The organism is Corallococcus sp. CA054B (genome assembly GCF_003611625.1).
Lineage (GTDB): Bacteria > Myxococcota > Myxococcia > Myxococcales > Myxococcaceae > Corallococcus > Corallococcus coralloides.
Map to the genome: position 1 here is coordinate 1 of NZ_RAVY01000103.1, position 21057 is coordinate 21057.

General features: G+C 71.0%; 17 protein-coding genes. 12 read left to right on the forward strand and 5 right to left on the reverse strand.

Features of this window, described 5'->3' with window-relative positions; genetic code table 11:
- The first annotated feature begins 405 nt into the window (after positions 1–405).
- The 4 genes from D7V80_RS23580 (at position 406) to D7V80_RS23595 (ending at position 5700) form a co-directional block, all read left to right on the forward strand.
- Positions 406–867: a hypothetical protein gene (locus tag D7V80_RS23580; RefSeq protein ID WP_014393972.1), complete on the forward strand. Its 462-nt coding sequence runs from the start codon at positions 406–408 to the stop codon at positions 865–867.
- Between the two features lie 73 nt (positions 868–940).
- Complete coding sequence (locus D7V80_RS23585; RefSeq protein ID WP_120590299.1) at positions 941–2356, forward strand: ATP-binding protein; 1416 nt, start codon at positions 941–943, stop codon at positions 2354–2356.
- Positions 2353–3714 carry a sigma-54 dependent transcriptional regulator gene (locus D7V80_RS23590; protein ID WP_120590300.1) on the forward strand — a complete coding sequence of 454 codons (1362 nt, stop codon included), beginning with the start codon at positions 2353–2355 and terminating at the stop codon, positions 3712–3714. Before D7V80_RS23585 ends, D7V80_RS23590 begins: the two co-directional genes overlap by 4 nt.
- 141 nt (positions 3715–3855) lie before the next feature.
- On the forward strand, positions 3856–5700 hold the full coding sequence (locus D7V80_RS23595) for a L,D-transpeptidase family protein (protein WP_233585660.1): 1845 nt from the start codon (positions 3856–3858) through the stop codon (positions 5698–5700).
- On the opposite strand, the gene D7V80_RS23600 is transcribed toward D7V80_RS23595, so the two are convergent.
- From D7V80_RS23600 to D7V80_RS23610, 3 genes are read right to left on the reverse strand one after another with little or no spacing between them, the layout of a single operon-like run.
- Positions 5697–6113 carry a secondary thiamine-phosphate synthase enzyme YjbQ gene (locus D7V80_RS23600; RefSeq protein WP_120590301.1) on the reverse strand — a complete coding sequence of 139 codons (417 nt, stop codon included), beginning with the start codon at positions 6111–6113 and terminating at the stop codon, positions 5697–5699. The two genes, D7V80_RS23595 and D7V80_RS23600, sit on opposite strands and share 4 nt — an antisense overlap.
- A gap of 22 nt (positions 6114–6135) precedes the next feature.
- The gene (locus tag D7V80_RS23605) at positions 6136–6870 is read right to left on the reverse strand and encodes an alpha/beta hydrolase (RefSeq protein WP_120590302.1); all 735 of its coding nucleotides are present in this window, start codon (positions 6868–6870) and stop codon (positions 6136–6138) included.
- Positions 6867–7583 (reverse strand): peptidylprolyl isomerase, encoded by a 717-nt coding sequence (locus D7V80_RS23610; protein ID WP_120590303.1) that lies wholly within the window; start codon positions 7581–7583, stop codon positions 6867–6869. Before D7V80_RS23610 ends, D7V80_RS23605 begins: the two co-directional genes overlap by 4 nt.
- Before the next feature lie 75 nt (positions 7584–7658).
- Here D7V80_RS23610 and speD point away from each other — a divergent pair, with 75 nt between their 5' ends.
- Genes speD through D7V80_RS23640 form a run of 7 tightly spaced genes read left to right on the forward strand, consistent with a single transcriptional unit; the run spans position 7659 to position 14774 of the window.
- Positions 7659–8009: an adenosylmethionine decarboxylase gene (gene speD, locus D7V80_RS23615; RefSeq protein ID WP_120590304.1), complete on the forward strand. Its 351-nt coding sequence runs from the start codon at positions 7659–7661 to the stop codon at positions 8007–8009.
- Positions 8006–9922 carry a DUF4178 domain-containing protein gene (locus D7V80_RS23620; protein WP_120590305.1) on the forward strand — a complete coding sequence of 639 codons (1917 nt, stop codon included), beginning with the start codon at positions 8006–8008 and terminating at the stop codon, positions 9920–9922. The genes speD and D7V80_RS23620 overlap by 4 nt, the downstream gene beginning before the upstream one ends.
- An 18-nt stretch (positions 9923–9940) precedes the next feature.
- Positions 9941–10102 carry a hypothetical protein gene (locus tag D7V80_RS42315; RefSeq protein ID WP_171413055.1) on the forward strand — a complete coding sequence of 54 codons (162 nt, stop codon included), beginning with the start codon at positions 9941–9943 and terminating at the stop codon, positions 10100–10102.
- Positions 10102–10329, forward strand: a complete 228-nt coding sequence (locus D7V80_RS23625) for a DUF350 domain-containing protein (RefSeq protein WP_014393984.1) — start codon at positions 10102–10104, stop codon at positions 10327–10329. Before D7V80_RS42315 ends, D7V80_RS23625 begins: the two co-directional genes overlap by 1 nt.
- Positions 10330–10342: 13 nt before the next feature.
- A complete protein-coding gene (locus tag D7V80_RS23630) occupies positions 10343–11839 on the forward strand; it encodes a polyamine aminopropyltransferase (protein ID WP_120590306.1) in 1497 nt (498 codons plus the stop codon).
- Entirely contained in the window at positions 11830–13461 is a 1632-nt protein-coding gene (locus D7V80_RS23635) for an FAD-dependent oxidoreductase (RefSeq protein ID WP_199738813.1), read from the forward strand. The genes D7V80_RS23630 and D7V80_RS23635 overlap by 10 nt, the downstream gene beginning before the upstream one ends.
- Positions 13462–13487: 26 nt before the next feature.
- Positions 13488–14774: a low specificity L-threonine aldolase gene (locus D7V80_RS23640; protein WP_120590308.1), complete on the forward strand. Its 1287-nt coding sequence runs from the start codon at positions 13488–13490 to the stop codon at positions 14772–14774.
- A gap of 76 nt (positions 14775–14850) precedes the next feature.
- Here the strand turns inward: D7V80_RS23640 and D7V80_RS23645 are convergent, their stop codons facing one another.
- Together D7V80_RS23645 and D7V80_RS23650 are read right to left on the reverse strand one after the other, a co-directional pair.
- A complete protein-coding gene (locus tag D7V80_RS23645) occupies positions 14851–15255 on the reverse strand; it encodes a cupin domain-containing protein (protein WP_158616689.1) in 405 nt (134 codons plus the stop codon).
- A gap of 255 nt (positions 15256–15510) precedes the next feature.
- Positions 15511–19677 (reverse strand): DUF3857 domain-containing protein, encoded by a 4167-nt coding sequence (locus D7V80_RS23650; protein ID WP_120590310.1) that lies wholly within the window; start codon positions 19675–19677, stop codon positions 15511–15513.
- 227 nt (positions 19678–19904) lie between these two features.
- On the opposite strand from D7V80_RS23650, the gene D7V80_RS23655 reads away from it, so the two are divergent.
- Entirely contained in the window at positions 19905–21047 is a 1143-nt protein-coding gene (locus tag D7V80_RS23655; RefSeq protein ID WP_120590311.1) for a hypothetical protein, read from the forward strand.
- The last annotated feature ends 10 nt before the right edge of the window (positions 21048–21057 follow it).

Genomic DNA, 21057 nt, shown 5'->3' on the forward strand with positions numbered 1-21057 from the left:
GGCGGGAGCCGGGGTGTTGGCGAACGCGGTGGTGGCGGCGAAGAGGGCGGCGACGATGACGGTCTTCATGGATGGCTCCGGGGACGACACGCCGACGCGGGATTGCATCGGTTGATGCCATGACCCTTGAGCACTCGCCGTGCCAGCATCGGTTTCAAGCAACTTCGCGGGGTTCTCCGGGTGGGAGCGGATCCGCCATGGGGAGAAACTCCTCAGTTGCGATTGCAACAATGGGTGCAAGCTCCCCAGGCAGGCGCACGTCGCTTTGACGGCAACGACGCTCTTCTGCAAGCTGCACCGCAACCTTCCGTTCCGAGCGCCACGCGCCGGGGCATGAAGCGGAGCATGAAGCCCGGACGTCCTCGTCGTGCATGTCGCGCGGCCAGGTGTCGGGAGAGATGGCGTATGCGGCACCTGCTGGTGGCATGGAGTGTGGCGTGGCTGGGGGTGGGATGCGCCGCGACCATTCCCCCCGAGCGCCTCCAGGCCCAGGTGACGGAGACGGAGCGCTGGCAGCGCGAGTACCAGGCCGAGCGCGAGCGCACCGAGGCGTTGGCGGCGAAGCTGGCGGCGCTGGAGTCCGCGCTGGAGGAACTGGCGCAGGAGCGCGCGGAGGCGGAGCAGGCGCGCGCGGAGGCGGAGCAGGCGCGCACGGCCGCCACCGAAGAGCTGGCGCGGCTGGAGACGGAGCGCCACACGCTGGAGGAGCACAACGCGCAGCTGTTGGCGCGGCAGCGCGAGCTGGCGGCGCTGCACGAGGAGCTGTCGGACGTCTGGTATGAGTCCGCGCTGGAGCGCGCGCGGCGGCGCACCCAGCCGCCCTTGCCGGGCGCCACCTCCACCGAGGCGGCCGGGCCGGTGCCGTGAGTTTCGCGTGGGCGTCCGCACCCGGGCGCCTGCTGGTTCTTCCTCTGTCGATTCAAGGAGCGTCCCCGTGGCGATGAACTCGCGGACCCCCATCCGTGGCTACCGCGCGGGTTTCTTCTTCGTGGTGACGCTGCTGACGGGCGTCATCGGCTTCATGCTCTTGACGGAGGTGCGCACCGGGCGTCAGGTGGACGCGCTGGTGCTGGAGGCCCTGGAGCGCGCGAGCCTCATCGGCCGCATCCGCGTGGACGTGATGTCGCTGGAGTCCGCCATCGAGGCGCACGTGCGCTCCAGCGGCGACGCCGAGCGCAAGGAAGCCGACGCGGTGATGGAGGACATCCTGGGCAGCATCCGCCAGTCCTCGGAGGCGTACATGCGCCACCTGCCGCCCGGCGAGAAGGCGATCTGGCTGCGCTTCAATGGCGCGTGCCAGGGGCTGGCGGATCAGGTGCGCGCGGCGGCGGTGTTCTCACGGCAGCGCGACGCGGAGCGCGCCCGGCGCCACCTGGTGGAGAGCATCCGTCCCCTGGCGGCGGAGGTGGACCAGCTGGCGGGACAGCTGGCCACGGAGAACGCGTCCGACGCGCGCGTGCTGGTGGGGCGGCTGGGCACGCTCCGGGTGCGCAACACGGCACTGGGCGCGGCCACCACGCTCCTGGCCATCCTGCTGTCCATGCTGGTGGGCTGGCACATCATCTCCCTGCTCAAGCGCCAGGACGCCACCATCCAGGGGCAGCTGGAGGAGCTGGGGCGGCACAACCAGGAGCTGGACGCGTTCACCCGGCGCGTGGCGCACGACCTGATGGGACCGCTGTCCCCGCTCAAGGGCTATCTGACGCTCATCCGGCGCTCTGGCGCGGTGAAGGACCCGGGCGCGCTGGAGATGATTTCGCAGTGCGAATCCAGCGCGGTGCGCATGGGCGAGCTCATTGAAGCGCTGCTGCGCTTCTGCCGCGCGGGCACGCGGGGCGACGGGACGATGGGGGAGTTGGACACGGCGGTGAGCACGCTGCTGTTGGAGGTGAGCCAGACGGCGACGGCGCTGGGTGTGTCGCTGGAGCGCGAGCTGGAGCCGGGCGTGCTGGTGGATTGTCCGGCGCAGCTGCTCCAGGTGGTGGCGCGCAATCTCTTGTCCAACGCGGTGAAGTACACGGCGGGGCGGCCGGATCCGCGCGTGAAGGTGCGGGTGGCGACGGAGGGGACGGACGCGGTGGTGGAGGTGACGGACAACGGGTTGGGGATGAGCCCGGCGACACAGGCGTCGCTGTTCCAGCCGTTCTTCCGGGCCGCGGAGGTGCGGGGCATTCCGGGCCACGGCCTGGGGCTGGCGACCACCCGGCGCGTGGTGGAGGCGCACGGCGGCACGCTCACGGTGCATTCAGAAGAGGGCAAGGGCACGCGGATCCGCGTGCGGTTCGCACGAGTGGCGCGCACTCCGGCGCCGCTTGTGGTGGAGTCCGACGCCCACTCCATCCGCAAGGCCTCATGAGCACAGCCCGAATCCTCGTCGTCGATGATGATCCGCATGCGCGGGACCTGCTCCAGCGCCTGCTGGGCGTGCTGGGGCCGGTGACGCAGGCGCCGGACCCCAAGGGCGCGGCGGAGCGGATGGGGGAGCAGTCCTTCGACCTGGTGCTGACGGACATGGCCATGCCCGACCCGGGCGACGGCCTGAAGGTGCTCCAGACGGTGAAGTCGAACCTGCCGGACACGCCAGTGATTGTCGTGACGGCGTTCGGCAACATCGAGGGCGCGCTGGACAGCATCCAGCTGGGCGCCTTCGACTACCTGTCCAAGCCGTTCGACGTGGACGCCATCATGCGGGTGGCGAAGCGCGCGCTGGAGCAGAAGCGGCTGGTGGAGGAGAACCGCACGCTGCGCAAGCAGGTGGAGCGCACGTCGCTGGTGGGCCGCAGCCAGGCGCTGCTGGAGGTCTACAAGCAGGTGGCGCGCGCGGCGACCAGCAACGTGCCGGTGCTGATTACGGGGGAGACGGGCACGGGCAAGGAGATGGTGGCGCGGGCGCTGCACAAGCGCTCGGCGCGCACGTCCGGTCCGTTCATTCCGGTGGACTGCGGCGCCATCACCGAGTCGCTGATGGAGAGCGAGCTGTTCGGCCATGCGAAGGGCAGCTTCACGGGGGCGTCGGGGGCGCGGCGCGGCCTGTTCGAGGAGGCCAACGGCGGCACGCTGTTCCTGGACGAGATTGGCGACGTGGGGATGAAGGTCCAGTCGCAGCTCCTGCGCGTGCTCCAGGAGGGGGAGATCCGCCGCGTGGGCGAGAGCGTCCCGGTGAAGGTGGACGTGCGGGTGCTGGCGGCGACGAACAAGGACTTGAAGGCGCGGGTGGCGGAGGGGCTGTTCCGCGAGGACCTGCTGTACCGGCTGGACGTGGTGCACCTGCACCTGCCGCCCTTGCGCGAGCGGCGCGAGGACATCCCGGCGCTGGTGGAGCACTTCGCGTCGCTGCACGCGAGGGGCGGGGTGCGGCCGGTGGTGACGGCGGACGCGATGGCGCGGCTCACGGTGTACGACTGGCCGGGCAACGTGCGGCAGCTGGAGAACGTGATGGCGCGGGCGCTCGCGCTGAACGTGACGGGCGTGCTGGGGCCGCCGGACTTCCCGGAGCCCATCGGTGACGCGCCCAAGCGGCTGACGGGGCTCGCGGGAGACCTGCCGCCCCTCGCGGAGCTGTCCAGGCGCTATGCGGCGCACGTGCTCCAGCACGTGGGGGGCAACAAGAGCGAAGCCGCGCGCCTGTTGGGCGTGGACCGCAAGACGCTCTACAAGCTCCTGGAGGCGCCGGAGACGCCCGAAGGGATTCCGCCCACGGAGGGGCGGAGCTGATCCGCGGGGGCGGTTTCCGCCGTTCGTGGCAATCGCCGTTCAGGGCGCAAGCCCTGCCCACCCACGCGCTTCCGCGCGCAGGAGATCGCACCTGAGCCGACGTTGAGGATGTCAGCGGGGACCCGTACCGTTGCGGTCTGTATGCGCCGCCGCTGGTTCCCCCTCGGACTCCCCCTGTTGTTCTTCGCGTGCGCTCCGGTGGAGCCCCCCGTTCCCGCCGCACCGGTGGACGCGGGCACCGTGACGGCGCAGGCCCCCGCGCCTGAGATGGAGGCCGCGCAGGCGCAGTCCGCGCAGGCGCTCCACTCCGCATGGCAGGCCACCGCGCCCGAGCCCGCTGGTGACGGTGGCGTCACGCATGCGGCCGCTCCCGCGTTGCTGGACGTCATGGAGGAGTCAGAGGACGCAGGCAATGCGCTGTCGCTGTCGCAATCCATCTCCGTCGGCGCGAACACCGAAGCGCTGCCGGGCGAAGAGGAGCCCCAGGTCATCACCGAGTCCGAGGTCCCCGTGCTGGAACTGGGACCGGACGGTGAGCCGTTGATCGACGCGGACGACGACGCCATCGCGACCGATACGGATGCCCTCGCGCAGGACCTGGACGGCGGGAGCGCTGTCGCCGTGGGCTCCGACCCGAACGTGCCTGGGGCCAACGCGGGGACCGACACCCCGGAGCCCACAACCATCACGGGTGCCGACGGTGACGAGGACGCCGTCGCTGAAGCACCGCTCACGGAAGTCGACGCGGGCATGGAGCCCTACGCCATCCCGTACGCACCGGACGCTGGCTCGCTGCGTGTGCGCCGCTCCATCGCGGTCCGCTCCGAGCCCCGGCAGGACTCGCCCTCGCTGGGCACCGTGGCCCAGGACATGCGCGTGAAGTGGCAGGGCGCGATGCGCGGACCGGACTGCGATACCTGGGTGCAACTGCAACCGCGTGGCTGGGTCTGCGAGCGCTACCTGGAACAGAACTTCCGCGAGCCCCGTGTCCGCCCGCTGCCGCGCGTGGAGGAGGGCGCGCTCACGCCCGGTGTCTACGCGCGCGTGGTGGGCCACCGCGTGCGCGCCTATCCGAGCCTCGCGCTCGCCCGGAAGAAGAAGCAGGGCGTGCTGCTCAAGGGCTCCGTCACCGTGAAGCTCCTGGGCCAGGTGAAGGTCGGCAGGCGCACCTTCTGGCGCACCTCCGACGGCCAGTACTTCGAGGCGCGCGTGCTGCGCGAGCACCGCCCCTCCGACTTCAGCGGCCTGGACGCGGAGGCGCTCGCGTCCCTGCCCATGCCCTTTGGCTGGGCCCAGTCCCGCGCCGCGCCCCGCACCGACGTGGTGGTGCGCAAGGCCCCGGACGCGCGAGCGGGCCGAGAGACGACCCTCCCGCCGCGCACGCTCGTCTCCGTGCGCGAGCTGTCCCCCGATGGCCAGTGGGTCCGCATCGCCGAGGACCACTGGGTGGCGCGCGACGACCTGCACGTCGCGTGGTCACTGGCGTCCCCGTCCATCGTGGAGCCCGGCGCGCGCTGGCTGGACGTGGACCTGGAGGCCCAGACGCTCATCGCCTACGAGGGCGACCGCCCCGTCTACGCCACGCTCATCTCGTCCGGCAAACCCGGCACGGACACGCCGGAGGGGCTCTTCCGCATCTGGGTGAAGTTCGCGGAAGCCGACATGACGGGCACCATGGGCAAGGCCAGCTACCGCGTGGCCACCGTGCCCTGGACCATGTTCTTCGAGGGCGACTTCGCCCTGCACACCGCCTACTGGCACGACCGCTTCGGCGAACCCGTGAGCCACGGTTGCATCAACCTGGCCCCCAAGGACGCGCGAGTCCTCTACGGGTGGACGACGCCCGAAGTGCCCACCGGCTGGTCCATGGTCCACGCGATGCCGGACGACCCCGGCACCTGGGTGCGCATCCGGGGCCAGGCCCACGACGCGCCGAAGAAGCGCCGCAAGAGCACGGCCGTCGTCGCCACCGTGCGCGACCTCTAGCCGCCCAGCACGGACACCGTGACGCGGCGGCGGTGCGGTGACGTGCGGTGCTCCCAGAGGTAGACGCCCTGCCACGTGCCCAGGTCCGCCTCACCGTCCTTCACCGGGATGCTCAGGGACACCTGCGTCAGCACCGTGCGCACGTGCGCCGGCATGTCGTCCGGCCCCTCCGCGTCGTGCTGGAACAGCGGATCCCCGTCCTTCACCAGCCGGGAGAAGAAGGCCTCCAGGTCGCGCTGGACGACGGGGTCCGCGTTCTCGCCGATGATCAGCGACGCGCTGGTGTGGTGCAGGAAGAGCGTGCACAGGCCCTCGCGGATGCCCGTGCCCTTCACCGCTTTCTGCACCTCACCGGTGATGTCCACCAGGCCTCGGCCTCGTGTGGACACCGTCAGCTCCTTCGCCTGATACACCCCAAGCCTCCGTCCCGCGGCCTCAGCGCCCGTCCAGCCGCTTCACGAGGAACGCCGCCAACTGCTCCAGCTCCTCCGTGATGATGGTGTGCCCACCGTCGAATGGCAGGAACTCCACCGGCAGCCCCGCGCCCGTCAGCAGGTCGCGCAGGCGCTCGCCTTCCTGGAAGGGCAACACCGGATCCTGCCGGCCATGCCCCTGGAACACCGGCAGGGACGGACGGCCACGGACCTTGGGCTCCCACTCCTTGCCGGCGACCATGGCCCCGGACAGCAGGCACAGGCCGGCGGGGCACTCCTCCAGCCGCAGCGCCACGTCCGTGGACATCATCGCGCCCTGGCTGAAGCCGCCCAGGACCACGCGGTTCAAGGGCACCTGGAGCGCCGCCACCACGCTCATCAGCGCCCGGCGCGCGGCGGGCATCCCCGGCGGCACGGTCTGGGAGTACTGCGACCAGTCCCGTCCCTGGCCCATCAGGATGGCCATGGGGATTTCAAACCACGCGCGGCCCCCGGGCATGCCCAGCGCGTCCAGCGGCAGCAGGGCCTCCGGGAAGACGAACCGCACGCCCTGCGCCAGGCGGGGCGCGGCCATCATCAGCTCGGGCGCCAGCGCCACCAGGTCCGTGCCCGGCGCGCCGAAGCCGTGGCTCAACAGCACCACCAGCTCCGGCGTGGCGCCCTCGGGGAGCGCGTCCACCACGTGGCAGTCCAGCTCTCCCAGCTTCGTGCGCACGTGGCGCGGGCGGAGGCTCACGGCTGCGTGTCGCTGATGGTGATGTGCTTGATGACCATCTCCGTGTCCGGGCGGTCCTGACGGTTGCGCGGCGTGTTGGCGATCTTCAGCACCACATCGTCGTAGCCCTTCACCACCTCACCGAAGATGGTGTGCCGGCCCTTGAGGAAGTTCGGCTTGGACGTGGTGATGAAGAACTGGCTGCCGTTGGTGCCCGGGCCCGCGTTGGCCATGGCCAGCAGGCCCTCCTTGTCGAAGTCCCGGTTGCTCTTGAACTCGTCCTCGAAGCGGTAGCCCGGGTCGCCGCGGCCGGTGCCCGTGGGGTCGCCGCCCTGGATCATGAAGTCGGGGATGACGCGGTGGAAGATGACGCCGTCGTAGAGCGGCTTGCCCTCCTCGCGCTCACCCGTCTTGGGGTTGATCCACGCCTGCTCGCCGGACGCCAGGCCCACGAAGTTCGCCACCGTCTTGGGCGCGTCCTTGGAGAAGAGCTTGAGCACGATGGTGCCCTGGTTCGTCTCCATGGTGGCCCAGAGGTCCTGGCCTTCCAGGGCCTTCTTCTGGAAGCCCTTCGCGGAGGCCGCGTCCGTCTGCAGGCTCACCGTGCGGGTAGCCGCGGCGGAGTTGGAGGGTTGGGCGGCGGGGGCCTTCGCGGCGGGCGGCTGCTCCTTGTCCTTGGAGCACGCGGTCAGGGCGAGGCAGAGGAGTCCAGCGGTCAGGAATCGGGTGCGCATGGGGCGCGCATCCTAGCGGCTTTCGACCCGGCTCCAGCGTGTTAAAGAGGGGCTCTACTCCCGGAGGTTTCACCTGTGACAACCGGACAGGAATGGCTGGTTGACGCAAGCGGCTGCGTGCCGGAGCGGCTCAAGGACGCGGCCGCGCTGGCGGCACTCTTCGAGGAGCTGGTCGTCCTGATGGACCTGAAGGTCGTGGGCCAGCCGCAGTGGCACGTCTTCCCGGAGCCCGGCGGCGTCACCGGCCTGGCGCTCCTGGCCGAAAGCCACCTGACCATCCACACCTTCCCGGAGCATGGCTTCGCCGCGCTCAACGTCTACTGCTGCCGCACCCGGGCGCGTCCGGACTTCGCCGCGCTGGCGGCGAAGCATCTGGGCGCCACGTCGTGCCGCGTGCGCGAGCTGTCGAGAGGGGTGGAGGCGTGACGCAGGGGGCGTGTCCGTCGTGTGGCGCGAGCGTGGAGTTCTCCGCCGGGTCGGCGCAGGTCGTGGTGTGCGGCCACTGCCAGACGATGGTGGCCCGCGTGGGCGCGGAGCTGGAGGACCACGGCAAGGTGGCCCGCATCGTGGAGACGGACTCCCCGCTGCGCCTGGGGCTGGAGGGCCGCGTCAACGGCACCTCGTACCAAATCGTCGGGCACCTCCAGAAGGACCACGGCGCCGGCCCCTGGGACGAGTGGTACGTGGAGATGTCCGACGGCCGCACCGGCTGGCTCAGCGAGTCCGAGGGCGCCTTCCACCTGCTCTCCGACGCGGGCGTGGAGGAGGGCCTCGAGCTGGAGAACCTCCACCCCGGCGACCGCCTGCGCCTGCGCAACCGCCCGCTGGTGGTGGAGGAGCGCGGCCACGGGCGCGTCGTCGCCGCGGAGGGACAGCTCCCCAGCGACGTGGATCCGCGGGCGGACAGCTACTACGTGGACGCCACCGGCCCGCGCGGCCTGTTCGTCACGCTGGACTTCGGCACGCGCGACCGCGACCCGGAGGTGTTCCTGGGGCAGCGGCTGGAGCTCACGCAGCTGGGCATCCCCGCGGGGGAGATGCGCCCCCGCGTGCGCAAGGTCCAGCTCCAGCAGGCGCGCTGCACCAACTGCAACGGCCCGCTGGAGCTGCGCGCGCCGGACCAGACGCTGCGCGTGGCGTGCCCGTACTGCGGCGCGCTGATGAGCGTGGCGCAGGGCAAGCTGGCCTTCCTCAAGCTGCTCCAGAAGCCGGAGCTGCCGGCGGCCATCCAGCTGGGGCAGAAGGGCACGCTCGACGGCGCGGAGTGGATCTGCATCGGCTACCAGGAGCGCTCGTGCGTGGTGGAGGGCACGCGCTACCCGTGGATGGAGTACCTGCTCTATCACCCGGCGCGCGGCTTCACCTGGCTGATGGAGTCCAACGGCCACTGGGTGTTCTTGAAGCCCATGGCCGCCGGTGACGCGAACGTCGTGCCGCAGGTGTCCGCGCACCACGGGGGCCGCCGCTACAAGGCCTTCCAGTCCGTCACCGCCGTCACCGACGCGGTGGTGGGCGAGTTCTACTGGAAGGTCTTCCAGGGCGAGAAGGCTCGCGCCACGGAGTACGTCGCGCCGCCGTACTCGGTGAACGAGGACGCCACCGACAACGAAGTCACCTACACCCACGGCGAGTACCTCTCCCCGGAGACGGTGCGCGACGCATTCAAGCTGAAGGAGCCGCTGCCCAGGCCCCAGGGCATCGCGCCCAGCCAGCCCAACCTGCGCCGCGAGTCGATGATGCGCACGCTGCGCTGGTCCGCGGTGTGGCTCCTGGGGCTGTTCGCCCTGGCAGGGGTGCTCCACGCGCGCGCGCTCAACGCGCGGGTGCTGGACCTGCACGTGACGCTGCCCCGGACCGCGACCCCCGGCACCCCTGACGCCATGCACTTCAGCGAGCCCTTCGAGCTTCAGCGGGCCGGCAACATGCGGGCGCAGATCCACATGTCGCAGGCGCTGAACAACGCCTGGGTGGGCGTGCAGGGCGACCTGGTGAACCAGGACACGCAGGACGTGGTGAGCTTCTACGAAGAGGTGAGCTTCTACCACGGGCGCGACAGCGACGGCTCCTGGAGCGAGGGCAGCCAGAACGGCAGCGTGTTCCTGTCGTCGCTGCCCAAGGGGACGTACGTGCTGCGGACGACCACGTCGTTCGACCCGGCCCTGAAGCTCAAGGGGCCCCAGCTGGGGCCCGTCGTCAGCTACCAGGTGGTGCTCACGCACGACACGCCCAACGAGAGCTGGTTCATCATCTCGCTGGTGCTGCTGCTGGTGATTCCGGCGCTGTCGTTCTTCGGCGCCAACAGCTTCGAGACCGAGCGGTGGAAGGAAAGCAACCTGTAGCGGGCAGGGAGGTGGACGATGAGGTACCTGGGCGGACTGGTGCTCGTGGCGTACGCGTGGGCCACCTATACGGGCTGGGCCCCTTTCAGTGACGAGGAGCGCGGGCGGGTGACCGGCGACGTGAAGCGCGGTCCCGGCGGCGTGCTGCTGTGGACCGGTGGATTCATGGGAGGCAAGTGATGCTGTTGCTCGGAGTGGTGGTCACCCTGCAGGGAGTGCTGGCGAGCGTCATCTATTCGCTCATCGGCCTGGTGGTGTTCGTGGCCGGCTTCTACGTCATCCGCCTCATCCTGCCGTACGACGTGCACAAGGAAATCGAGGTCGACCAGAACACCGCGCTGGGCATCGTCATCGGCTCGTTCATCCTGGGCCTGGCCATCATCATCGCGGCGGCCATCAGCGGCTGAAACACGTGACGCTTTGAACAAGACGCTGCTCTTCCTCACCGTCCTCGTCATCGCGACGTGCGGGCTCATCTACGAGCTCATCGTCGGGACGCTCGCCAGCTACCTGCTGGGGGACAGCATCACCCAGTTCTCCACTGTCATCGGCGGCTACCTCTTCGCCATGGGCATTGGCAGCTACCTGTCGCGCTTCGTGGAGCGCGGGGTGGCCCAGCGCTTCGTGGAGATAGAGCTGGCCGTGGCCCTGTTCGGCGGGCTGTGCGCGCCGATGCTGTTCCTCACCTTCACGCTGACCAGCGTGTTCCCCGTGGTGCTGTACGGCACCGTGCTGCTCATCGGCACGCTGGTGGGGCTGGAGATTCCCCTCCTGCTGCGCATCCTGCAGGACCAGCTCAAGTTCAAGGACCTGGTCAGCCAGGTGCTGACGTTCGACTACCTGGGCGCGCTCGCGGCCAGCGTGGCCTTCCCGCTCCTTCTGGTGCCGAAGCTGGGGCTGGTGCGCACGTCGCTGCTCTTCGGCCTGCTCAACGCGGGCGTGGGGCTGTGGAGCACGTGGCTGCTCGCGCCCGTGCTGGCCAACCCCGTGCGCCTGCGCATCAAGGCGGTGGCGCTGTGCGCGGGGCTGCTGGTGTGCTTCGCGATGGGGGACCGGCTCACCACGTTCTACGAGGACCAGCTCTACGCGGATGACGTCGTCCACGCCACGAGCTCCCCCTATCAGCGCATCATCGTCACGCGCGGCAAGCGGGGCTTCTCGCTGTTCCTCAACGGCAACCTCCAGTTCGCCAGCATCGACGAGTACCGCTACCACGAGTCCCTGGTGCACCCGGCCATGGTGCGCGCGCGGAAGGTGGAGCACGTGCTGATTCTGGGCGGAGGGGACGGGCTCGCGGCGCGCGAGGTGCTGAGGTATCCGGAGGTGAAGTCCGTCACGCTGGTGGACCTGGACCCCGCCATCACCGGGCTCGCCATGAACTACCCGGAGCTGGCGGCGCTCAACCACCACGCCCTGACGCACCCGAAGATGCGCGTCATCAACACGGACGCCATGCAGTTCCTGACCGAAGGCGCCAACGCCTGGGACGTCGTCATCGTGGACTTCCCGGACCCCAACAACTTCGCGCTGGGGAAGCTGTACACGACGGGCTTCTACAAGATTTTGAAGAAGCGCATGGCGCCGGGCGGCGTGGCGGTCATCCAGAGCACGAGTCCCCTGTTCGCGCGGCGCTCGTTCTGGTGCGTGGAGACCACGCTGAAGGCGGCGGGCTTCTGGACGCTGCCGTACCACGCGCTGGTGCCCTCGTTCGGGGAGTGGGGCTACGTGATGGTGGCGCAGGAGCCGGCCGGCCGTCACCGCCCGTTGCCGGAGGGACTGGCGTTCCTGGACGAGGACACGCTGGAGGGGCTCACGCGCTTCTCCCCGGACATGGCCCCGCTGCCGGCGGAGGTGAACCGGCTGAACAACCAGGTGCTGGTGCACTACTACGAAGAGGAGTGGCGCCGGTGGAACTGACGCGGCGCGAGCTGGTGGCCGCGTTCCTGGGCGCCTCCGTGGCGAGCGCCTGTACGCGGCAGGCCGCTCGCGCGCCGGTGCCGGGCGCCATCGTGGACCGGGCGGTGGACACCGGTCACAAGTTGCGCACAGGGCCGCTGCCGCGCGCGCAGGAATTCGAACCGGTGGGCGTGTTGATTGTCGGCGCGGGCGCGGCCGGGCTGTCCGCCGCGTGGCGCCTGTCCGCCGCGGGCGTGAAGGACCTGCGCGTGGTGGAGCTGGAGGCGGAGGCCGGGGGCACGTCCCGTTCCGGCCGCAACGCCGTGTCCGCGTTCCCGTGGGGCGCGCACTACCTGCCATCCCCCCTGGAGGACACGGGGCCGGTGATGCGCCTGTTGCGGGAAATGGATGCCGTCACCGGCGTGGACGCGGAAGGCCACCCGTCGTTCGCGGAGGAGCTGCTCATCCAGGAGCCCGACGAGCGCGTCTTCTTCAAGGGCCACTGGTACGAAGGGCTGTACCTGCGCGCGGGCGCGAGCCCGGAGGACCTGGCGGAGCTGGAGCGCTTCGACACGAAGATGAACGCCTTCGCCGCCGCGCGCGACGCGAAGGGGCGCAAGGCGTTCGCGGTGCCGGTGGCGCTCTCCAGCGACGACGCGGAGTGGACCGCGCTGGACGCGCTGAGCATGGCGCGGTGGATGGAGGCGGAGGGCTTCCGCTCGCCCCGGCTGAAGTGGTTCGTGGACTACGCGTGCCGCGACGACTATGGCGCCACCTCCGAGCACGTCTCCGCCTGGGCGGGCATCTGGTACTTCGCCGCGCGGCAGAACGGGAAGGGTGAGCGCAGCGACGGCTTCCTCTCCTGGCCCGAGGGCAACGGCCGGCTGGTGAAGCAGCTGGCGTCGTCGCTGGGCCCTCGCCAGCTGGAGACGCAGGTGCTGGTGCACACGGTGGAGCCGGGAGAGGACGGCTGCCGCGTGCACGCGCTGGATGCGCGCACCGGGGCGCCCCGGGCCTTCCATGCCCGGCAGGTGGTGCTGGCGTGCCCGCGCTTCGTCGCCGCGCACGTGGTGGCGCCGTGGCGCGAGGCCCGCCCCGCGTGGATGGACGCCTTCGTCTACAGCCCGTGGGTGGTGGCCAACCTGACGGTGTCCGCGCCGCCGGCGTCGCGGGGCTTCCCGCTGGCCTGGGACAACGTCTTCTATGAGAGCCGGAGCCTGGGCTACGTGGTGGCCACGCACCAGTCGCTGCGCCAGGACGCGCGCGGGCCCACGGTGCTCACCTGGTACCTGCCCATGGCCGGCGCGGACGTGAAGGCGGAGCGCAATCAGGCCCTCTCCGCGACGTACGGGGACTGGGAGGCGCTGGTGATGGCGGACCTGCTGCCGGCGCACCCCGGGGTGGGCGCGCTCGCGCAGCGGCTGGAGGTGCAGCGCTGGGGCCACGCCATGGTGCGGCCCCAACCGGGCTTCCTCTGGGGCGAGGCTCGCCGCGCCGCGCAACAGAGCCTGGGCCGGCACCTGCACTTCGCGCACACGGACCTGGGCGGCATGGCCCTCTTCGAGGAGGCCAACTGGTTCGGCGTGCAGGCCGCGGAGCGGGCCCTGGCGGGAATGGGGCTCAAGAGCGCCAGTTGGTTGTAGCCATCCGAAGCGGGAGGGAAGGGCACATGAAGGACAGTCGCTTCAGCCGGGCGGAGTTCCTCGGACTCACCAGCCTGCTCGCGGGCTCCACGCTGTTCCCGGGACGGAGCGACGCGGCTCCGGACGGAGGCACGCCGTCCCTGCGCACCACCAAATCACCGGGGCTCGCGGGCGTCCCCGCCGCGAACGCGAATGCCGCGGCGCCCAAGCCGGGTCCGCCGGCGCCTTCCGCGGCCGAGTACGAACAGCTGCGCAAGGCCTGCACCGCGTCGCTGCCCGTCACCTCCACGTCCGACGACGGCGCGGAGTACGTGCGCATTGGCGAGTGGATGCAGCGCCAGAAGCTGACCAGCGACTTCTACGGCAACGGCGACTTCGTGCAGGCCTTCGAGAAGAGGCTCGCGGACCTGCTGGGCTTCGAGGACGCGTGCTTCATGCCCACGGGCACCATGGCGCAGCTCATCGCGCTGCGCATCTATGCGGACGCAAGCAACGTGCGCACGGTGGGCGTGCACCCGTCATCGCACCACGTGCTGCATGAGGACGACGCCTACTCCGTGCTGCACCAACTGCGCACGGTGAACCTGGGCCCGTGGACGCGGCCGCTCCTGGCGGAGGACGTGGCGAAGTCCCCCGACACGCTGGGCAGCGTCAGCGTGGAGCTGCCGGTGCGCTGGCTGGGCGGGCAGCTCCAGACGTGGGAGCAGCTCCAGGAGCTCAAGCGCACCTGCCGCGACAAGAAGGTGAAGCTGCACATGGACGGCGCGCGGCTGTGGGAGAGCCAGCCCTTCTATGGCCGCACCTACGCGGACATCTGCAAGGGCTTCGACTCCGTCTACGTGTCCTTCTACAAGATGATTGGCGGCATCGGCGGCGCGATGCTGGTGGGCAGCCGCGACTTCATCAAGGAGTCGCGCGTGTGGCGCCACCGGCACGGCGGCAACCTGTTCCACCTGGCCCCGCTGGTGGCCTCCGCCGCCATGCGCTTCGACGCGGCGCTGGCCGCCATCCCCGGCTACGTGAAGCGGGCGAAGGCCATCACCACACTCATCGCGGCGGACCCGCGCGTCACGGTGCTTCCGCAGCCCGTGCAGACGAACATGTTCCACGTGTTCCTGCGCGGCTCACCGCAGGCCTACGTCAAGCAGCGCGACCGCATCGCGCGCGAGGACCGGGTCTGGGTGGCGGGGGGCTTCGGACAGACGCGCGTGCCCGGCGTCGTGTCCACGGAGCTGCAGGTGAGCGAGGGGCTCCAGAACATCAGCGACGCGGACGCGGCCAAGGCCTTCCTGCGCCTGCTGGAGGCGGCCTGAGCCCTGGCCGCCAACCCTGACGTCGGGTGTCAAAGTCAGACACCCGACGTATGAAACACAGCACCGCGGCCGTGCTTCAGGCCGCCTTCTTGACGCTGTACTGCGGCTCCTGCGCCTGCGCCTTCAGGAAGAACTCCGAGTCCAGCAGCATCACGATGCGGCCCTTGTCGTCGTGGAACGCGATGGGGCCGTGCGCGGTGAAGTGGATGAGCGACTCCTCCAGCGCGGTGGTGGACGGGTGCTCGGCGCCCAGCGGCTCGAACTCGTAGTCGCCCGCGCGGGTGACGCCCAGGCGGTCCTGCGTCGAGCCGGAGAGGATGAAGATCTCCGCCGGGCCCAGGTGCTTGTGCGGCGCGAAGACAGCGCCCTTCTCCATCTTCAGGATGGCGCTCCACACACCCGTCTCCGCGCTCACGCGAAGCAGACGGTAGGAGGTTCCAGGACCGAGCGGCTTCCACTCGAGGTCCGCGGTGTGAACCATTCCATCCATCATCGCCATTCCGGACATGAAAGCCTCCACGGTCGGCCCTGCGTCTGTGTGTCGCCATCCATGATAACGCCCGGAAAGGAAATCCTTGCAAGTTAGTCACACGTGTCAGGTTGTTGTCTTTAAACCACCCCTTTGTCTCAGGAAGATTTCACGGCGGCTGTCCGACAGCGCCGCTGCCAGTCGCATTTTCTGATCAGGCAGAAAGCATCCGGTGTCAGCGGACCCATGTGGGAACCCACATACCGCTCACTCCGTCCGGGTCGCGGTCGTGGGGGACGTGGCGCCCCGGCCGCGATTGAGACGGGCCTGCGCCAGCCGGTGGAACGAGCGCGCGTCGGACGTGTCGCCGCGGGGAACCGCGCGGTAGAGGGCTCGGGCCGCTTCCGTCAGCCCGAAGGACTCCGCGAGCCGGGCCTTCACGTAGACGAGGCCCGCGTCCGTCGGCGTGTCCGCGCCGCCCAGGTCCATGGCGTCGTCCACCAGCTTTCGTGCCTCCACCAGCTTGCCGGACTCCACCAGCAGCGCGGCGAGCAGGGCGGTGGGCGTCGTGTCACCTTCCGCGCCCAGGCGCACGGCCTTCTGGGCCCACGCGATGTCCTCGGACTTCACCCGGCCGCGGTGCAGCGCGGCCCAGGCCAGGGTCCGGTACGCGTCCGCCCCCGCGCCCCCCAGGTCCATCAGCTCGCGCGTGGCTTCGTCCAGCCTCGACCAGTCGCCCAGGTTCAGGGAGGCCAGCATCAGCGACTCGAAGCCCAGGCTGTCCGTGTGCAGCAGCCCGAGCCGGCTGTCGGACACCTGGCGCAGCTCCGCCCACCGGCCGCGCTCGGAGAGCATCTCGCGCTTGAGCCAGAAGGCATCCGCGGACTGCGGCACGTCCGAGCGCACCTCGTCCAGGATGACCTCGGCGTTCGGGCTCTGGCCGCTCGCCCGCATGGCCACCGCCAGCGCCATCATCAGCCGGTGCCGCTCCTCGCCCGACGCGTACTGCGCCTGGGCCCGCAGCGCGGCGAGGACTCGCGCGTCCCCCGTGCTCGCGCCCAGGTAGGCGCAGGCGGCGCGCAGGTGCGTCACGCCCTCCGCGCCGGAGAAGCCCCGCAGCGTGTTCGCGAAGGAGGCCAGCGGGGCCAGGCCCGACGGTTCCACCGCGCGGGTGTCCGCCACGGCCCATTCAAGCCACACCAGGGCCTGCTTGAGCTTGCCGGCATCCAGCCACCGCAGCGCCTCCGCTCCCAGCGGGCGCGGATCCGTCACCGAGCCCAGCAGGCGCAGCTGGTTGCTCTCGTTCACGATGTACCAGGCGTCCTCGTACACCTGCGCGCCCAGCAGGAACTTCAGCCGCACCCGGTAGCCGACCTTCTCCTGGCCCTCCACCTTGAGGTCGAGCGCGGCCACCGCGAGGTCCGCCATGGAGGACTCGCCCACGGTGTCCAGGGAGGTTCGCGCGAAGCGCGAGGCCTGGGCCTGGAGCAGCTCCAGCTTGCGGTCCAGCGTGCTGTCCTCGCGGTCGCGGTTGGACAGCAGGGGACGGATGGTGGCCTTGAACTCCTTCGCGTCGCGCGCCGTCCAGGCCGCCTTGACGATGCGGCGCACCAGCGCCTCCGGCCCCTTCTCCTCCTTCGTGTTCTTGCCGTCGCGGGCGTTCTTCGCCAGCTCCAGCTGGAACTGGCGGTCCGGATCGTAGGCGCCCTTGAGCGCCGCCTCGAAGAGCTTCACCGCGTCACCCGCGCGGCCCCGCGTGAGCAGGTGGTTGCCCGCGAGCGCCAGCGCCTGGCGGCGCTCGTCCGGCCCCTCGAATTCGAGGTCCGCCGCCGCGATGGCCGCCGGGATGCCCTGGCGTTCCGCCGTGGTCATCACCAGCACCTTCGTGCGCAGGTCGGAGGGCGCGGCCTTGCGCGCGGCCTCCATCGCCTCGGCGGTAGCGCCCGAGCGGAACAGGGCCGCGATGAGCCGGTCGTCCACGTCCTGGGCGTGCAGGTCATCGCGCAGGTGGCGCCAGGTGGCCACCGCCTCGGCGAGGGGCGCGCCCCGGCCGAAGTGCTCGCCCTCGCGGTTGTGCTCCAGCAGGTCCGCCAGGAGCGCGTTCGCGGCGACGTTGTCCGGCTCCAGCGAGATGGCCTTGCGGCATGCCGCCACCGCGCCTTCCAGGTCCGCGCCCGGCCGCAGCCGCTGGCCCTGCGAGTCATGCTGCAGGACCCACGCGAGCACGTGGTGGACCAGCGGCGAGGACGGCCGCTGCTCCACGGCGCGGCGCGCCTCGATGCGGGCCTGCTCGCCAAAGCCCAGCCGCAGGAGCGTGCCGGCGTAGCGCGCGCGCACCTGCGCCGAATCCGCGCGCGACGTGAGCCGCTTCTCGTAGAGGTCCAGGCCGTCCTTCACCCGCCCCGCCTCCACCAGCCGGGCGCCCCGGTCCTCGAACTCCACCGCCAGCGGCGCCCGGTGCGCGAACGTGGCCAGCGCCGTGCGGAAGGCCGTCACCTCGTCCGGCGTGTAGCGGCGCTTCACGGTGTCGAAGCGGAAGGTGGCGGTGAGGCCGCCGTCGGACTCGCGCGTGTAGCCCAGCGCGAGCGTGGCGGGCCCCAGGGACAGCGTCTCGTCGCGAGGGACGGTCCGCACGCCGAAGCCCTGGGGCGGGCGCAGGCGGTAGCGCACCTCCGCGCGGTAGGCCACCGGGAGCACCAGGTCCGCCTTGCGCTTCGCGGGCAGGGCGGGCTTGCGGCCCAGCTCATCCGGCAGCAGCTCCCGCACGTCGTCCAGGGAGTCCGGCAGCCAAGCCAGGGGCGAGTCGAGCCGCAGGGGGACGCGCGCGCTGCGCCAGCCCGTGGTGGCGAAGCGCGCGGACGCCACGTTCAGCTCCAGCCGGAAGGGGCCGGTGCCCTCCTCCAGCGACGTGTGCTTCATGCCCTCCAGGGTGCCCTGGTACTGCGCGGTGGCCAGCGCCTCCAGGTTGCGGCGCAGGTCATCCGGGCGCACCGCGCGCAGCATGCGGCGGTACTGCACCGCCAGCGAGCCCGACAGCTCGCGCGTCTCCTTCACGCGGGCCGGGCCCTCGTCGGACAGCTCCACGGTGCGGGTGAAGAGGGCGGTGTTCGCCGAAGGGGGCGCCTCGTCGATGACGGTGAGCCCCTGCGTGTCCTGCGCGGCCACCAGCGCGTGGCGCCCCTGCAGCTCCGGGGCGAGCATCCCGGCCTCCGCGCCGGGATCCGTGGGGTCGATCCACAGGGCGGGCGTGCCGGGGACGTGGACGATGGCGTGATTGAAGAAGCCCATGCCCGGAAGCTCCGGCACGTCCTCGCGCCCGGAGCGCACCAGCGCCACGTGGGCGGGGATGCCCGCGCCGCGCAGCAGGCCCACGAGCAGCGTGGACATCTCCTTGCAGTCTCCGTACTGGCGCGCGAGCACCTGCTTCGGCGGGGCGGGAACGATGGCGGCGGCGCCGAACTCCAGGCCCGTGTAGCGCACCGACTCCCGCACCTCCTCCAGCAGCCGCTGCGCCACGACGCGGCGGTCCTTGGTGCCCTTCGCGAGCGCGCGGGCGCGGCCCTGGAGCGACGCGCCGTCCAGCTGCTGCTCCACGATGGCGTCATAGGCCCGGGCCACCTCGTTCCAGGAGCGGCCCGTGGAGAAGGCCACGTGCGGCTGGAAGGCCTGGGCCGCGGGCAGGTCCGCCTCCAGCGCCGTCACGGCGGCGTAGGGGCCGCCCTCGAAGCTCAGCCGCTTGCGGTCGGACTGGTGCTGCGGCAGCGGCTCCAGCGGCAGCCCCTGGACGCGCAGCGCGAGCTGGGTGCTGGGGGCCACGTCGATGGCCAGGCGCACCTTGCGCACGGGCACGGGGCTGGCGAAGTAGAAGTGCGTGACGACGCCCGCGTCGAAGAACGCCTGCGTGTCCTCCACCACCGACTCCATCTCCACGATGCTGCCGGGCCGCAGCGAGGGCAGCGGCGCGCGCAACGCGCGGGTGTCGCTGTAGACGTCCGGCGCCGAGTCCTCCACGGGCGCGTCGTGCAGCGTCCCTTCATCCAGCGGGTGCTCCTTCCCATCCGGCGTGATGACGCGGGCGCGCAAGACGGGGCGCTGCTGGCGCCAGGGGGACCACTCGGCGCGGGCCTCGGCCCACTGGCGCACGCCCGCGGGGGTGAGGATGCGGAAGACGTTGCGGTGGGTGGTGCGCCAGCGGTGGGGCCCCAGTTCCTGGTAGTTGCCTTCCCGCAGCAGCACCTCCACGTCACCGCCTCCGGCGGGCGCGGGAAGCTTCGCGGCGCTCGCCGCCATGGCGGAGGCGGAGGCCGTGAAGGCCGGCCCTTCCCAGGGCAAGGCGCGCTCGGCGCCCAGGGCGGGAAGCGCGGCGAAGAGCAGGCAGAGCAGCGTGGAGGACGTCGCGTTCCGGAGGGCCGGAACCGGTGAGGCGTTGCTCATGGGCGTGGGAGCGCGCCCGTCCAGACGGGAACCGGCGAGGAGGAGGACGCGCGGTGCAAAGCCTAACGAATCGCCCGCGTGGAATGACACGCACGCCCCGTCATGGCCGCGAGCGGTTTGCGCCTCAATGACTGTTCATATGCGATGGATTGGTTGATTACCGGGTAAGTCAGGTGGGTGCGTCAGGACCGGGGAGGACCGGAAGAGTGCGCTAGTCTCCCGGTCCGATGCCCCGTCTCCTCTCTCCCGCGCAGGCCTGGCTGTTCGGCCGTGGCGTGGACCTCACCGTGTTCGCCGGCAGCGCGCTCGTGTCCGTGGCCTTCGTGCTGGCCGCGCCGTGGCTGGGCGCGGTGGGGGACACGCCCGCGTGGGCGTGGCTCCTGTTCGTGGTGGGCGTGGACGTGGCGCACGTCTGGTCCACGCTGTTCCGCACGTACCTGGACGGCGAGGAGGTGGCGCGCCGCCCGGGCCTCTACGTGGGCGCGCCGCTCGCCGCGTACACGGCGGGCGTCTTCGCGTACATGGCGTCTCCCGGCGCGTTCTGGAGCCTGTTCGCGTACGTGGCGCTGTTCCACTTCATCCGCCAGCAGTACGGCTGGGTGGCGCTCTATGACCGCAAGGCGCGTGCGTCCGCCTTCGAGCGGCGCCTGGACGCCGCGGCCGTCTACGCCGCCACGCTGGGCCCCGTCGTCTGGTGGCACGCGAACCTGCCTCGCTCCTTCTGGTGGTTCGTGGAGAACGACTTCCTCTCCGGCCTCCCGCGGTGGATGGGCACCGCGGCGCTGGGCGCGCACGCGGCGGTGCTCACGCTGTGGGCGGGCTTCCAGTTCCTGCGCATCGCGCGGGGCGAAGGCGTGCAGGCCGGCAAGGTGCTGCTGGTGGTGGCCACGTGGGTGGCGTGGTTCGGCGGCATCGTGCTGGCGCGGGACGACTTCGCGTTCACGGTGATGAACGTGGTGCTGCACGGCGTGCCGTACTTCGCGCTGCTGTTCCGCTATGCACGCGGGCGCCACGCGGAAGGGGGCTTCGGAGAATGGGGCGTGCTCCTGCGTGCGGGGCTGCCGGGCTTCCTGCTGTTCCTCGCGGGACTGGCGCTCCTGGAAGAGGGGTTGTGGGACGTGCTGGTGTGGCACGACCGTCCGGTGTTGTTCGGCGACAGTGGTCCCATCCTGGAGGCGGATGTGCTGGCGCTCGTGGTGCCGCTGCTTGCGCTGCCGCAGGCCACGCACTACGTGCTGGACGCCTTCATCTGGAAGGCCGGGAGGGAGCCCGCGTTGCTGGTCCGGCTCGGCTGGGTACGGGCGGGCCAGGGGCCCTTAAACGTCAGCCAGGCGCACAAGGTGGTAGCCATTCCCGGAGGGGGTGAATAGAGCTAGTGGG

What these genes read in the sequence shown, in the direction of transcription:
- D7V80_RS23645 (WP_158616689.1), bottom strand. Translation starts at nt 15,255, where the DNA reads ATGGTTCACACCGCGGACCTCGAGTGGAAGCCGCTCGGTCCTGGAACC.
- D7V80_RS23590 (WP_120590300.1), top strand. Translation starts at nt 2,353, where the DNA reads ATGAGCACAGCCCGAATCCTCGTCGTCGATGATGATCCGCATGCGCGG.
- D7V80_RS23585 (WP_120590299.1), top strand. Translation starts at nt 941, where the DNA reads ATGAACTCGCGGACCCCCATCCGTGGCTACCGCGCGGGTTTCTTCTTC.
- D7V80_RS42315 (WP_171413055.1), top strand. Translation starts at nt 9,941, where the DNA reads ATGAGGTACCTGGGCGGACTGGTGCTCGTGGCGTACGCGTGGGCCACC.
- D7V80_RS23625 (WP_014393984.1), top strand. Translation starts at nt 10,102, where the DNA reads ATGCTGTTGCTCGGAGTGGTGGTCACCCTGCAGGGAGTGCTGGCGAGC.
- D7V80_RS23650 (WP_120590310.1), bottom strand. Translation starts at nt 19,677, where the DNA reads ATGAGCAACGCCTCACCGGTTCCGGCCCTCCGGAACGCGACGTCCTCC.
- D7V80_RS23655 (WP_120590311.1), top strand. Translation starts at nt 19,905, where the DNA reads ATGCCCCGTCTCCTCTCTCCCGCGCAGGCCTGGCTGTTCGGCCGTGGC.
- D7V80_RS23595 (WP_233585660.1), top strand. Translation starts at nt 3,856, where the DNA reads ATGCGCCGCCGCTGGTTCCCCCTCGGACTCCCCCTGTTGTTCTTCGCG.
- D7V80_RS23640 (WP_120590308.1), top strand. Translation starts at nt 13,488, where the DNA reads ATGAAGGACAGTCGCTTCAGCCGGGCGGAGTTCCTCGGACTCACCAGC.
- D7V80_RS23580 (WP_014393972.1), top strand. Translation starts at nt 406, where the DNA reads ATGCGGCACCTGCTGGTGGCATGGAGTGTGGCGTGGCTGGGGGTGGGA.
- D7V80_RS23610 (WP_120590303.1), bottom strand. Translation starts at nt 7,583, where the DNA reads ATGCGCACCCGATTCCTGACCGCTGGACTCCTCTGCCTCGCCCTGACC.